This window comes from Sphingomonas sp. SRS2 (assembly GCF_000971055.1).
In the GTDB taxonomy this organism is placed as follows: domain Bacteria; phylum Pseudomonadota; class Alphaproteobacteria; order Sphingomonadales; family Sphingomonadaceae; genus Rhizorhabdus.
This window is the reverse complement of sequence record NZ_LARW01000066.1, coordinates 1-14,032: the sequence shown is the minus strand read 5'-3', so window position 1 is coordinate 14,032 and position 14,032 is coordinate 1. Positions and strand designations below refer to the sequence as shown.

Annotated in this window: 9 protein-coding genes; 3 read left to right on the top strand and 6 right to left on the bottom strand. The window is 62.0% G+C overall.

What is annotated here, in order from left to right; genetic code table 11:
- Window positions 1–209: 209 nt before the first annotated feature.
- The 6 genes from WP12_RS06725 to WP12_RS06700 all read right to left on the bottom strand — a co-directional run bounded on the left by WP12_RS06725 (window position 210) and on the right by WP12_RS06700 (window position 10,848).
- The gene (locus tag WP12_RS06725) at window positions 210–1,415 is read right to left on the bottom strand and encodes an MFS transporter (RefSeq protein ID WP_046192936.1); all 1,206 of its coding nucleotides are present in this window, start codon (window positions 1,413–1,415) and stop codon (window positions 210–212) included.
- A gap of 34 nt (window positions 1,416–1,449) precedes the next feature.
- Window positions 1,450–4,998, bottom strand: coding sequence for a carboxylic acid reductase (car, locus tag WP12_RS06720; protein WP_084691020.1), 3,549 nt, complete (start codon window positions 4,996–4,998; stop codon window positions 1,450–1,452).
- A 108-nt stretch (window positions 4,999–5,106) separates the two neighbouring features.
- The gene (locus tag WP12_RS06715) at window positions 5,107–5,955 is read right to left on the bottom strand and encodes an SDR family NAD(P)-dependent oxidoreductase (RefSeq protein ID WP_046192935.1); all 849 of its coding nucleotides are present in this window, start codon (window positions 5,953–5,955) and stop codon (window positions 5,107–5,109) included.
- Between the two features lie 113 nt (window positions 5,956–6,068).
- Window positions 6,069–8,450 (bottom strand): TonB-dependent receptor, encoded by a 2,382-nt coding sequence (locus tag WP12_RS06710; protein ID WP_046192934.1) that lies wholly within the window; start codon window positions 8,448–8,450, stop codon window positions 6,069–6,071.
- Between the two features lie 367 nt (window positions 8,451–8,817).
- Window positions 8,818–9,567 (bottom strand): IclR family transcriptional regulator, encoded by a 750-nt coding sequence (locus WP12_RS06705; RefSeq protein ID WP_046193083.1) that lies wholly within the window; start codon window positions 9,565–9,567, stop codon window positions 8,818–8,820.
- Window positions 9,568–9,804: 237 nt separating this feature from the next.
- Window positions 9,805–10,848 carry an AraC family transcriptional regulator gene (locus WP12_RS06700; RefSeq protein ID WP_268794728.1) on the bottom strand — a complete coding sequence of 348 codons (1,044 nt, stop codon included), beginning with the start codon at window positions 10,846–10,848 and terminating at the stop codon, window positions 9,805–9,807.
- Between the two features lie 500 nt (window positions 10,849–11,348).
- Here WP12_RS06700 and WP12_RS06695 point away from each other — a divergent pair, with 500 nt between their 5' ends.
- From WP12_RS06695 to WP12_RS24005, 3 genes are all read left to right on the top strand, one after another.
- Window positions 11,349–13,520: a TonB-dependent receptor gene (locus WP12_RS06695; protein ID WP_052730256.1), complete on the top strand. Its 2,172-nt coding sequence runs from the start codon at window positions 11,349–11,351 to the stop codon at window positions 13,518–13,520.
- Between the two features lie 38 nt (window positions 13,521–13,558).
- Window positions 13,559–13,834 (top strand): dienelactone hydrolase family protein, encoded by a 276-nt coding sequence (locus WP12_RS06690; protein ID WP_160299172.1) that lies wholly within the window; start codon window positions 13,559–13,561, stop codon window positions 13,832–13,834.
- A 37-nt stretch (window positions 13,835–13,871) separates the two neighbouring features.
- Window positions 13,872–14,032 (top strand): transposase (locus WP12_RS24005; RefSeq protein ID WP_152663831.1); only part of this gene is annotated, 161 nt, incomplete at its 3' end.

The following is a 14,032-nucleotide window of genomic DNA, read 5'->3' as shown; positions in this document are numbered from 1 at the left end:
GGGCTATTATCGGACGATTGTGACGGGGAGTATCAAGCGCTGGCGGCGAGCTACTTCATATCGGAAGGCGCAAACTTCGATGCCTCCCTCCCAGTTAAGAAATGGCTCATTAAGCTATTAATATGTATGCTTATAATTCTCCGATTCCCGCTTGCACCCCGGAAACATCTGCCCGGGACGACGTCGGCGCGAAACTGGCTCCGTTGCACTTACGCAGGTAACGTCCCGGCGCGATGTCCACGCGCGGCGGCGGGCGTCAGTGCGAGCAGGCAGACGGCCGACAGGCCGAGCGAGACGGCCATCAATGTGAACCCGCTCCCGAAATTGCCGGTCTCGGAGACGAGAAAGCCGATCACGCCAGGCGCGAGGGCGCTGCTGATCTGGCCGGCGGTGCCATATGTGCCGACGAACGCCGCCCGCCGGCGTGCAGGCGCCAGGTCGAGCGATATCTTCCCGATCGGGCCGCCTACGCCGAACAGAAAGAAGGCGGCGGCCGACAGGCCCGCGATAGCCGACGGCACCGTCTCTGCACGATAGGCACCTGCGAGCGACAGCGCGGCGGCCGCGAACCCGCCGGCCACGATATAGGTGCAGTGGCGCGGAAGCCTGCTTCCCAGCCAGCCGAAGGCGAGGATACCGAGGAAGGCGAACACATAGGGGATAGCCGCGAGCATACCCAGCATCTTGAGATCGATGCCGCGCGCCATCGCCAGGTAACTGGGCATCCAGCCCAGGAAACCCCAATAGGGAATGTTCCAGGCGAAAGCGGCGAGCGACAGAAGCCATAGGCTCGGCTGTTTGAGAACATCGATATAGCCGCCCCTTTCTTCGGGCGGATCCGGCTCCGCCAGCGCCACTGACGCTTGCTGTGGGATGAAGAAATAGGCGCAAAGGGCGGCCAGCAATGCCGGGATCATCATCCACAGGAACATGGCCTGCCAGCCCGAATGCGCCACCAGTCCGCCGACGAGCGGCCCCGCGCAGGCGGGCGCCACTGCAATCGCGGTCAGCCCGATCGAAACCGCCCTTGCGCGCTTCGCGGGTTCGAAATTATCGCCGATGGTCTTGTAGAAGGAGGACATGACCACGCCCTCCGAAAGGCCAAACAGAAAGCGCACGACCACGAAAGCCGTCACGGTGACGGTGAGCCCGGTCAGCCCCGTGAAGAAAGCCCATAGGACCGCCGCGATCACCAGCATCCGCCGGGCACCGTAGCGGTCGGCAAGCAGCCCGCCCGGGATCTGGGCCAGCAGATAGCCGATGCCGAACGCCGACAGCACGGCGCCGAAGGTGCGGGGCGTCATCGACAGTGCCGCCATGATGCTTGGGCCGGCGAAGCTGATCGCGACCCGCTCCAGATAATTCGCGAGCAGCAGCAACCACAGCGAACCGAGCACCAGTTTCTGCCTGGTCATGCAATACTCCCTTCATGCGGCCGATGACGGGTCATCAGACCATGCCCAGCGCGCGCAGGTCGGACAGGTATTTGAGGGCGAAGGCGCGCGTCAGATGGGGAATGGTCCTGGCGCCTTCAGGAGCGAAGCGGTCGAGGTCGGCCCTGAACCGCTCGGTAGCCAGGGGCATGCCGGGAACGGCCGGGGCCGGTTGCCCGAAATGATCGATGATCGGCAGGATCGACTGGTTGCGCTGCCTTTCCGGCAGGCTGCGCAGCGCCGGCTCAAGCCTGGTGATCCACTGCGCATAGTCGTCGAGGAACTCGATCGGACGGCCCGAGGCCGCTATCCAGCCGACGATCGTGTCGAGTGACACGCCATCATCATGCGGGTTGACCACATGATAGCTGCGATATCCCGAAAGGACGCCGGCGCCGAGCGCCGATATCGCTGCGGCGGTGAAGTTCACGGGGAGGCCGTCATAATGGGCTGCCGCACCGTCGCCCGCATAAAAGGATCGCGGCGCCAGGCCGGTGACGATGACGCTGAACAACAGCCGCGTGAACACATCCGGCACATTGATCTGGCCGGCATAGGCCTCATGCGCCAGGATCATGCTGGATCGGAAAACCGATACCGGCAGCCGATAGCGGTCATGCGCTTCGCGGAGCAGGACTTCGCCCGCCCATTTGCTCAGCGTATATCCATCCGCATAGCGCGCATTGTCCGGCTGATGGACCGGCATCGCGATGCGCACGTCCGCGTCCTCATCCACAGGCGACAACGATGGCAGCATCGGCACCGTGGCGGTCGACAGGTTGATGAAGGGCTTGAGGCGATGGGTTATGGCCAGCCGGATCAGTTCCGCCGTCCCGACGACATTGGGCCCGAACAGCTGGGAATAGGGCAGCAGATGGTTCACCAGCGCCGCGGGATGGACGATCAGGTCAACGCGTTCGGCGAGATCCAGCCAGTCGGCCCGGGACAGGCCAAGGTCCGGCTCCGAAAGATCGCCGCGGAGCACCGTCAGTGCTCCGTCGGCCAATGTACTGAAATGCCGCCTCAGGTCCGCATCCCCGGATTCGAACATATCGGCGATACGGCGATAGGCGTCGGCGGCATCCTGCCCCCGCGTGATGCAGATGACGCGCCCGCCCACCGCCGCCATACGCTGCAGCCATTCCAGGCACAGGAAGCGGCCGAGGAAACCGGTCGCACCGGTGACCAGGACGGTGCGGACATCCTGGCGGGCCGGCAGCACCGCATGGCCGGCATCGAGAGAGGGGGCATCCAGGAACTTCTCGAGCTTCAGGTCCGCGGCGCGGATTTCCGTGGCCCCGCGCCCATGGACGGATGCGAAGGTGGGGCGCCCGCGATCCTGTGACAGGGCGCGAGCGATATGGTCGACGATGTGCTGCAGGGTTCCTCCCGGGCCGTTGATCACCGCCGCCGGGATGTCGACGTCGTAAATCTCCTCCAGCAACAGTGAACAGGATAGCGCCGACAGGGAATCTCCGCCCAGCCTGGAGAATTTCGTGCTGCCCGACAGGTCGACATCATCGAGCCCAAGCGTGGCGCGGACGGCGCGGATCACCGTATCGAGCAGGGGCATGTCCCGCGCGTTCCGGCGCAGCAACATCAGCTCGTCGGCCTGGCCCGCCGCGATCTGTTCGTAAAGACGTTCGAGCCGGGGCCCATAATGCTTCCGGAGGTTAGGCCTCTGATATTTGCCGACGTCGGCCAACAGGCCGTTGCCGACGGTGAACGGTGAAAGCTCCACGATGAAATCGCGGGGCATTTCATAGGCCTTCAGGCCCTCTTTCAGGGCAACATTCTTGATCGCGGCCTGCAGCTCCGCCTTAAGGCGCGTTTCCCCCTCCGGATCGATCCCCGACTGCAGGACGGCATCCTCACTGGGCACGACGACGCCCAGCAGGAAGGATCGGTCACTCGTCCCATAAAGGAAGACCTGCCTGATCCGCGCATCGCCGTTTGTGAAGAGGGTTTCGAGTTGCGCGATCGCGACGAACTCGCCCTGTGCGAGCTTCTGCACATTGTTACGGCGATCGAGATAGACCAGCTGATCGGGGGCGATCTCCGCCATGATGTCGCCGGTCTTGTAGAAACCATCCGCCGTCATCACCGATGCGGTGACGTCGGGCCGCTTGAAATAGCCCAGGAACATGGTCGACGACTTGACCCACAGCTCGCCTCTGGGATGCGGCTTGTCGGTGTTGAAATAGCCGAGCTCGGGAACGTCATCCAGGCGATAGTCGATGATCGAGGGACGCAGGACTTGGCTGTTGAGCAGGACCCGCCCGCATTCGGTGGACCCATAGCCGTCGACCAGTGGGAAGCCCAGGCACTGGTCCATGAATGTCTTCAGGGCTGGTGACAAGGGTGCCGTGCCGAAGGCGGCGGACAGCAAGCGCCCGCCCAGCACGCGTTCGCGCATGTCCAGGATGAGCGATCGCTCGACCGCCCCGACGTCGTCCGCGCCAGCCTTCAGGCGATCGAGCTCGATCTGATATTGCTGGAACAGCAGCTCGCAGACGCGAGGCACGAAGAACATCTGCGTCGGACGCACCAGGCTGATGTCGTTGAGCACTTCGGAAAGGTCGCTCCGGGCGGTGAAATAGCAGGTTCCCCCGGCGCAGAGCGTCGCGAACACGCCCGGCCGACCGATCGAATGGTTCATCGGCGCATAATGCAGCACGATGGAGGGGAGTGACGAAAACGCCCGCAAGGAGCCGGTCATCGTTTTCTCCGGCCACATCGCACCCTTGGGCTGCCCGGTGCTGCCCGAGGTGTAGATGATCGTGGACACGCGCCGCTCCATGTCGCCGTCCAGATAGGCCGGGGCAGGAGCGAGCCTGCCGCCCTGCTCGATGGCGTCGGACAGGGTGACGATCAGTCCATCATGGCCGCTCTCGGCCAGAATGGTCTTCGCGCGCTCCAGCGCCTCACGCTCGTCGTCTGCCTCCGGGTGATAATCGAACAGGAGGATCCCCACCGGACGCACGCCCGCAAGAACCAGTTCGACGACGCTGTCCAGGGAATCGACACTGGCAGCCAGCCAGCGCGGCTGCACTTCGTCCAGGATGCTCAGCAACTGCGCCGCCGGGGCTTTGGCCTGAACGGGCACGAGAACCGCGCCAAGATGAATCGAGGCGATGTCGATCGTGGTGAAATCGAAACCCGAAGCGGCGATCACGCAGAGCATGTCATCGGGTCGCAGCGGACGCGCGATGTGGTGATACCAAAAGGCCGCTAGCGCACGCACCCGGCTCAGAAGATCATGGTAGCTGATCGTTTCGAAACGATCCAACAACCGTCGGGCGGTCTTGCCGGTGACGGGATCGGCCGCCAGTTCGGTCGCTCGCCGGCCCAGCGCGGGGCGGTCCCGATAGCCTTCAATCACCGCCGTCAGCAGTTCGATCTGCCGAAGGGAGTCCCGCCGCGTCATGGCGCTGATGTCCGGCGACGGGAGCGCAGCGCGAAAGTGGGAATCGCTTTTGATCAGCGCCCGCACCCTATCCTGCACATCCTGCGCGAAGCCCGGAACGGACAGTGGAGAGGCTTCGTGCCTAGGCTTCGAACGCATTTCCATAGATGTCCTTGCACCGGGAGCGGCATCGGCACGCTCCCGCAGTTGGAAAGAAGGGGCGCCGCCCCGCGCCGTCGCCGAACGATCGGACCGGGCCGAACACCGTCAAAACTGCCTGACGACCCCTCTTCTCGCTTCGCCTTGCGCGGCATTGGAGACGGCTTCCCAGCTGTCCCAGGTGGCGATCCGGTCGGCGTAGCTGGCCCGGATCATCGGCAGAACCATGGAGCCCAGCGCGATCCGAAGCGGTGGCCTTTCGGCGTCCACGATCGCCAGGATGGCCGCGGCCGTCGCGTCGGGATCGCCGATATCGCCGTTGGACAGATGCTCCTGCATCCATTGCCGGCTGGCGGCGTAGACATCGAGGCCGGGCGATATCTTCAGGGACTTTCCACTCGTCAGATCCGTCGCATAGGGGCCCGGTTCGACCAGCGTCACCTTTATGCCGAACGGCGCCACCTCCTGGGCCAGCCCCTCATGCAGAGCTTCGACGGCCCATTTGGAAGCGCAGTACAGGCCCATCAGCGGAAAGGAGACGAGGCCGAGCGCGCTGGACACGCCGATGATGTGGCCGCCGCCCTGCGCCCGCATCAGCGGCAGCGCGGCCTGGATGACGCTGAGCGTACCGAAATAGTTGGTGTCGAAGAGCGCGCGCGCTTCAGCTTCGCTCGCTTCCTCGACCGTACCGACGAGCATATATCCGGCATTGTTGACGACGACGTCCAGACGGCCAAAATGATCATGCGCCCTCACGACAGCGTTTGCCGCCTGCGCCGCATCGGTGACGTCGAGCGTCAAGGGCAGGACGGCGTCACCAAACTCCTCCGTGAAATGAGACAGGCTCTCGGCATCACGAGCGGTGACCGCGACCCTGTCTCCGCGCGCCAGCGCCGCCGTCGCCCAGATACGCCCGAACCCCCGCGACGCACCGGTGATGAACCAAATCCTCGACATGCCTGCCTCCTGTAATTGCCCGGCTCCGCCCGGAAACAGTCGAGAGCCGTCTGGAAAAAACTAGGCCGCCGCCATCGATACGAGTATTTCCCGCATCGGTGGCAACCGGATCCTCAATAACGGAAGTATAGACTGGCCCCATATGTCGCCGGAGTGCCAGTATAGCGGATGACATAGTCGGAGAACTTGCCACTGCCGATCAGGTAGAATTTGTTGGTTATGTTACGTCCGAATATTTCGGCCCGCCACGCCCCGCCATCGACTTCGACCCCGGCACGCAGATCAACCAGCGTATATCCGCGAAGGGTCAACAGATCTTCCCGTGCGGCTACGGCGGGATCGCCGCTGCGCAATGCCCCGGCCGTGGAGCTGCGGGCGCTGATGGTCGTGCCCAGATAGGCGCTGAGGTCCGTGCCGACAGGAAAGCGATATTCGGCATCCAATATGCCTTGCCATTTCGGAGCGTTCGAAAAGGGCTGGCCGACGAAATTGGCGACATTGCCATAGGAGCCGATCGGCAGCGTAGGGTTGCGGTCGATCCGCGTATCCACATAGGTGCCGCTGGCCGAAATCGTCAGTCCGCCCACAGGGCGCATCGTCACGCTCAGTTCTGCACCCTTGACCGTGCTCTTCGGGATAGTGACCAGCGTGGCAAATACCCCGAGCGGCGGGGCGAGGATAAATCCTCTCAGCTGCTTGTCCTTATAATCATAATAGAACATGGCGCCGTTGATCTGCAGCCTGTTGGAGAAGGCGCCGAGCTTCAATCCCGCTTCATATCCCAGTACGGATTCTTGCTTGATGGCATTGGCCTGCGTCGTCACGACGAAGGGGAGCGTGGGAAAGCTTCCCGACTTATAGCCCTTGGTGACATTGGCGTAGACCAGCATATCCGATGTCGGCTTCCAGTTGAGGCTGCCGCGCCAGGAAAGATTATGCTCCTTCAGCTTTGAGACGATGTTGGTGACCGGAGCACCGGTCGTATCCAGCGTTATGCACGCCCCCGGAGCGATCGTCCGGGGAACACCGGTGGCAATCGTCGAAAGGAATCCGAACACGCCTGCGGCCGAGCCATCCCCCGTATCATAGGAGCACCCCTCGAAATCCCGATCATGCCATGTATATCGGGCGGATCCTTGAAGGGTCAGCGTGTCGGTGAGGCTGACGTCGAGACTGCCGAATACGGCCGTCGTGCTGACATCCTGGGAATTGATGTTCGATGTCGATCTCAGGAGAAAGGGTCCGAACCGCGAGGCGGTGTTCGTGATCGGATCCGCCACGAGGTTCTCGAAGACGCTGTCGTCCTGATAATTGATCCCGGCCATCCCCTTGACGCGGCCATCGGCGGTCGTCCCGCTGAGGCGCAGCTCCTGGGAAAAGGATCGGATCCGCCCGTTGTCGGTGTTCACCGACAACGGAAAGACGGTCCCGTCGAAATCGGTCGCCACGCTCTGCCTGTAATGCGAATAGGACGTCAAAGATGTCAGATCGAAGTTGTCGGCGATCTCGACATCGGCGCGCGCACCGAATTGGTAGAAGGACTTATCCATGCCGAAATCGCGGCCTGGATCCCATGCTGCTGCGCGGTTGTTGCTCGGTGCTGCGGGGAATGTACCGATCGGAAAGGGAATCGGATAGCCGGCAGGACCGGGCCTGAGCGGATCGAAGGCGACAAACTGCACCTGCTGAGAATCGGACTTGTCTTCCCAGCCCGTCGCCAGCAGCTCGATCTTCACGCGGCTCGAGGGCTTGAAGTCAACGATCAGTCGCGCGTTCCGGAAGTGCTTACTGCCGATCGACTGGTTGGTGGTGTAGCCCTTTTGCCAGTCGTCGCGATATTCGTTGCGCACGGCGATTCGCGCGGAGATCGTGTCGCTCAGCGGCCCACTGACATATGCCTCCGCGTTGACCTCCTTAAATCGCGCGAACGTCAGATCGAACCCGGCCTCAAGCTGGTCGGTGGGCTTCGCCGCGATGTAATTGACCAGGCCGCCGGTGGAATTCTGCCCGAACAAGGTGCCCTGCGGTCCCTTGAGGACCTCCACCCGTTCAAGATCCAGCGTGGTCCCCCGGGCCATCGCCGAATAGGCTATCGGCAGCTGGTCCATATAGACTGAAACGGTGGGGCTGACGCCCAGCGTCGTATCGTTGAATCCAACCCCGCGAATGAAGAAGACCGGAGTGCCATAGGTCGTCTTGGCGACCGTGAATCCAGGAACCACCCTGCCGAGATCCTCGGGGCTCGTGATCCCCTGCGCCTTCAGCTGATCGCCACTGGCCGGCGTGATGGAGATCGGGACATCCCGCAATCTTTCGGAGCGCTTCTGCGCCGTCACGATGATGTCTTCGATCGACGAGCCGGCATCGACGACGGCATTGTCGGCCGATGGAAGCGGCGGCCGGGGCGCCACCGCCTGCGCATGGCCCGCCTGTGCCAATCCTGTTGCCGCACCACTGCAAAGCAGCGCCGCCAGCAGATGCTGACCACCTTTCATCCGATCTCCCCTCTCTTGCTTTCAAGTAGAGCGGCCATCCTATCACGACGACCTCCAACGTCAACGCTGCGATCCGTTTTTTACGATCGAATTCGTCGTATTATGATAATTCAGAGATTATATGATCACGATCATGCCCTTTATGTGACTGTTTATGAGGTTATTATTGAGTGAGCGAGCGCGGCCGCAGAGCCGCGATACTTCATAAATACGTGAATGCCTTCGATAGGACGGGGCATCAGCCGGCCTTAGGGGCGGGTCGCCTCGACCCGTCCCACGAGCATGTGGCTGCTCGAGGGGCCGCGGGCCAAGCTTCTCTTCATCACGATTTTTGGAGCGGCGGATGATTCGATCCGTGTCGAGTCGCCTAGTCTTCCTTGCAGGCTCCGGTGATCTCACGGGCCGCCGCCTGGACGAGTCCTTGCAGCCCCGCAAGTTCGCTGGAGGTCGCCGACCCTTCGGCGACCACCAGACTAATCGCATGAACCGACTTCCGCTCAGGATCGAAGATCGGCGCCGCGATTCCCACGACACCGGGATCAAGATGGGCGTGCGTCACGAGGACGCCCTCCTTCCTGATGGTCTTCAGCGTCTGTCGCGCCTCTTCCCAGCTGGCGCCGAGCGTATCCTTCATCAATTCCCAATCACGCGCCCAGAGCTCGCGCAAGGTCTTGACCGGCAGATGCGCCAGGATCGTCAGCGAAGCCGCGCCGCGATACAGCCCCATCGGACGGCCGCGCTCGTAGCTGACGGCGTTGGCCGGCCGATTCTCGAAAACCTCATGGATGCACATGACCTGCTGACGAAAGCGGCGGCAAAGCAACGTCACGCCCTGGCCGTCATTCCGCTTGATCAGCCGCCTCATCGTGACGTCAGCCGCGCGGATGAGCCGGTCCTGCAGGCGCAATTGCCGATCCAGCGCGATAACCGCGGGCCCCAGCACATAACGTCCGCCCGTCGATTGTTCGAGAAGCCCCGCTTTGGCGAGGCTGCTGAAATAGCGATATGCCGTGCTGCCGGATACGCCCAGGCTGGCGGCGGCACCCTCGACCGACCATTCGGGCGCTTCCATCGTGAACAGCGCCAATGCAGTGAGCAGGTTATCGGCCGTGCTCATACCAGGACGCAGCCCGAGGAACGCGACGCCTGAATCGCGTGGCTCGCGAATGTCGAGGACACGAAGGAACGAAGATCGCAGCGCGGCATATCCCGATGCTTTGAAACGGTTGCCTCTGGCTGGCAAGTCGATTCATGAGACGCCATGGCGTGGATGAACATCGCGAACCGCCGCACGGCGGCTGCCGCCGCCGCCAACCCACGACATCGCCCACCCGCCTCACCAGGGCGGACGAGCCTAGGACAGATGCGTGCTGAAGCGCGGCTGCGGCCCGGCGACGTTATAACGACTGATATGGTTCAATGTCCGCCAGCGGTTCGGCGTGACCCCTTCCCACTCCCTGAACGCCCTGTAGAACGAACTTGTGTCCTGGTAACCGAGCAGACACGCCACCTCCTCGACCTCCACCGAGGGGTCCGACAAAAGTTCGCGGCCGACCTCCTGCCGGGCTTCCACCAGAAGGGCGCGAAACGTCTTGCCCTCTTCGGTTATCCGCCTCTGTAACGTCCGTTCGCTTGTGCCAAGATCCTGGGCGACGTCAGCCAGGTCCGGCCGCCCGCTTGCGAGGGTCTTTCGCAAGACGATCTTGACCTGCTCCGACACCGATGCCTTCGCTTCGATCTCCTTGACCGATGCGGCCAAAGCCGGCGTTAGCAGATCAAGGAATTCCGGATTATGCCCCGGAAAGGGACGGTCGAGATCCTCGGCCCTCAACACGATCAGGTTGCGGGGCGCATCATATATGATCTCGCATCCGAAATAGGATCGATGCTCATCGCGATCGGTTTTTGGCAGGGCGAACTCGACCCGGGCCGGCGTCAGGTGCCGCCCGGTACCCATCCGGCCAAGTTTGACGAAGAAAGCGAATGACAGTTCGATGGAAATCGCCGGCTCCGGTTCGACGGCGAACGGCCAGTCCTTATAGACCAGAAATTCGCCTTCCCGCTCTTCATGACGGAACCGTTCGCTGGAACTTAGACGCTTGAAACGATCGATCCGGTTCAGCCCGTCGCGGTAATCGGCGGCGAAGGATGCCGCCAGGAATGCCGGCTGATGTCCCGTCGTATCAAAAGCATTTACGAACTTATGGAAGAAACCCGCATCCGCCGCGAGCACCTCGACGGCTTTCCAGAAAGCGAAGAGCTGGGCCGTCGTGATCCGGGCATAAGGATTGAGATGAAGCGTGGCCGGCAAGCCGGCCAGCCGCAACACCGGCGCCGGCCGCAAACCGACATGCTCGAGCGCACGCCAGAAGGCCGGAGGGATTTTACATGCATCCATGGAAAGGATCGTCATCTCTTTGTACTCTTAATCTTGGATCTGCCTGAAATCCGGAAGTAAAAATAGCAAAAGGCTGAAACGCAAATTTATCATGCATACGTTATAATATCAACGCCGCCGATATTCGATGCGGATGCTGAGCCCGGCACAGCCTCTCGCAGATTGGCGCCTTACGCAAGTCGATTGGCGGCTCCCGCTAAAGCGTTGGAGGCTGTCCCTGATATGACCGCTATGCCGTCGGCGCCGCAGCACTCTGTACCGGAAATCATCCGTCAGATTTGCGGCGTGGCGCCAGACGGGCAGTCATAGCTGTAAATAATAGAAAATTTAGTGAGGGGACCCCGGAGATGAAGCACTTTAGAACAGGTCTTTTGGCGGCATCGTTCCTGTTGCCTGCGGCGCTTTCCGCCGCCTCGGCACAGACACTTGTCCCTCCCCCTGAAAGCACTCCGGCATCCCCGACGGATGGGGCTACGACCGACGGCATTCAGGATATCGTCGTGACAGCGCAGCGCCGGTCGGAAAACCTGCAACGGGCAGCCATATCTGTGTCGGCGGTAAGCTCCGATCAGCTCACCCGCCAGTCGATCACCACCGCTTCCGCTCTGACGGCGGTCGTGCCCGCGCTTCAGGCGTCGGATCAGGGCGGATATTCCGTGTTCTACATCCGCGGGGTGGGCAGCCTGGCGCTGAACCCCTTCACCGAGCCCGCCGTCGCCTTCAATCTGAACGGCGTCTATATCGCACGCCCGAATGGTGTGAACGGCCAGTTTTTCGACGTTGAACGGGTCGAAGTGCTCAAGGGGCCGCAGGGCACGCTCTATGGCCGGAATGCCACGGGCGGTGCGGTCAATCTGCTGTCGCGCAAGCCCGACCTGGGTGAATTCAACGGCTATCTCGGCACGCAGTACGGCAATTACGATACGCTGGTGCTGAACGGTGCGCTCAATCTTCCTATGGGCCCGGACGGCGGACTGCGGCTTGCATTCCAGACCGAGGATCGTGACGGATATTATCGCGACGGCACCGACGATGCGAAGACCCGGTCCTTCCGCCTGTCGATGCGGTCGCAACTGACCCCGGACCTTTCGGTCAATATCGTCGGCGACTACTCCAAGGCCGGAGGGAGGGGACCCGGCGTCGCGCTGCTGCCGCTGGGCACGACCCCCGTCCGCGGCGGACTCGGCGATCCGGCGGTGGCGGCCCTGTTCCAGAACCTGCCGATCAACTTCCTTCTGTTTCCGGGCGCCGCGACGCCGATCCCCCAGCGACTCGCCAGGATCGAAAACAAGACGGGCGGCGTCATGGCCGAGATCACAGCCGTGACGCCGGTCGGCACCCTAACCCTGGTCCCCGCCTATCGAGAGTTGTCGATCGACAATTTCGTTACCTCAACGGGCTATTTCCTCGTCGACCAGGGCGAGCAGCGTCAGACATCGCTGGAAGCGCGGCTAGCCTCGGATGACGACCGGACGATCCGTTATTTGCTCGGTGGCTACTATTTCAAGGAGTCGTCATCCTTCATCACGGCACCCGACGCTCAGTTCGCGGGCGTGATCCAGACCGACGCGAGCGTCGCCACGAAAACCGCCGCGGCATTCTCACAGATAATAGTCGCCGCGAGTGATCGTCTTCGGATCACCGGCGGGCTTCGCTACACCTGGGAAAGAAAGTCGCTCGACGGGGTCAACGGATCCGGGCCGCCTGCCGTTCTCACAAGTGGGCCAGGTCTTGATCCGCTCGTCATCGTTCCGGCCGTACCATCAATCATCATCAACACCTCCCGGGTCTTCGAGGCGGTGAACTGGAAGATCGGTGTCGAATTCGATGCTGGGCCGAGCTCGCTGGTCTACGCAAATGTGGGCACCGGCTTCAAGGCAGGCGGCTTCTTCTTTTCCCAGACCCGCAATAGTTATGAACCGGAGAAGGTCACCTCCTATGTGCTGGGAACGAAGAACCGCTTCTTCGACCGCCGGCTTCAGCTTAACGCGGAAATCTTCCTGCTGAAGTATCGAGATCAGCAACTGGCCCACCTGGCGCTGGTCGACTCCCTGACCGGCCCGATATCTGGCTTCCCGACCGAGAATGTGGGCCGCTCGACCATCTATGGCCTCGAAGCCGAGGCCCAGTATCTCGTGACCCGCAGCCTCCTCGTCGGCGCGCAACTAAACTATGTGCATTCGCGCTATGACAGCTATTCCTATCTGAGCCCGGACATTTCGCCGCTGCTGGGCCTCCCGCCCGGGGCGATCCCCGCCAATACGGGCTGCCGCTCCACCCTGGCGGGCGGCCAATACACAATCGACTGCAGCGGGCGCAGGATGTTCCAGTCGCCGACCTGGACGGCAAACGGGTTTATCCGCCAGACCGTCGACCTCGCCGAAGGCGCATCGATCGTCGCAGAGGTGCGCACTCGGTTCGAAGGCAGCCGCTGGGTGTCCGAATCTTACCTGGCAGAGACACGCTCGGGTTCGAACACGAGGACCGATGTCAGCCTGACCTACAACGCGCCCGATAAACGGTGGAGCGCGACGGCCTACGTCAACAATCTGGAGAACAAGAACGTCTCCGGCAACGTGTTCCTTCACGCCGTGTATCCGGCCATCCCGGTGATTTCGACGACACTGCGCCCTCCGCGGACCTATGGGATCCAGGCGCGATATAATTTCTGATGCGCAGCAATCTCACATTTGATTTTGGGGAGCAGGCCTTGACCAAGCAGAATGGCACTATCCGGATAGAGAACGGCGACGCAGGGTTCAGCGCCTATTTCGCGACACCGGGCAACGGCGGGCATGTCGCCGTGGTGGTCCTGCAGGAAATTTTCGGCGTCAACGCGAACATTCGCGGGATCGTCGATGAGCTGGCGAATGCGGGCTATGCCGCGATCGCCCCCGATCTCTACTGGCGGACAGAACCTGACGTCGAGCTCGATCCTTCTTCCGAAACCGACCGTGCAAAGGCTCTAGGGGTTGTGGGGATTTAGGATTCACATTTTTGGGGAGATGTGATTCACACTTTGGATGGAACGCTTCGTACTGACCGACGCCCAGTGGGCAAAGATGGAACCGCATTGTCTGGGTAAGCCGACCGACCCGGGACGAAGCGGGAGGAACAACCGTCTATTTTTGGAGGCAGTGCTATGGATTGTCCGGACGGGCAGTCCATGGCGTGATCTGCCGAC

Coding starts and splice junctions, on each gene's coding strand:
- WP12_RS06725 (WP_046192936.1), bottom strand. CDS start 1,415: ATGACCAGGCAGAAACTGGTGCTCGGTTCGCTGTGGTTGCTGCTGCTC.
- car (WP_084691020.1), bottom strand. CDS start 4,998: ATGCGTTCGAAGCCTAGGCACGAAGCCTCTCCACTGTCCGTTCCGGGC.
- WP12_RS06715 (WP_046192935.1), bottom strand. CDS start 5,955: ATGTCGAGGATTTGGTTCATCACCGGTGCGTCGCGGGGGTTCGGGCGT.
- WP12_RS06710 (WP_046192934.1), bottom strand. CDS start 8,450: ATGAAAGGTGGTCAGCATCTGCTGGCGGCGCTGCTTTGCAGTGGTGCG.
- WP12_RS06705 (WP_046193083.1), bottom strand. CDS start 9,567: ATGAGCACGGCCGATAACCTGCTCACTGCATTGGCGCTGTTCACGATG.
- WP12_RS06700 (WP_268794728.1), bottom strand. CDS start 10,848: ATGGATGCATGTAAAATCCCTCCGGCCTTCTGGCGTGCGCTCGAGCAT.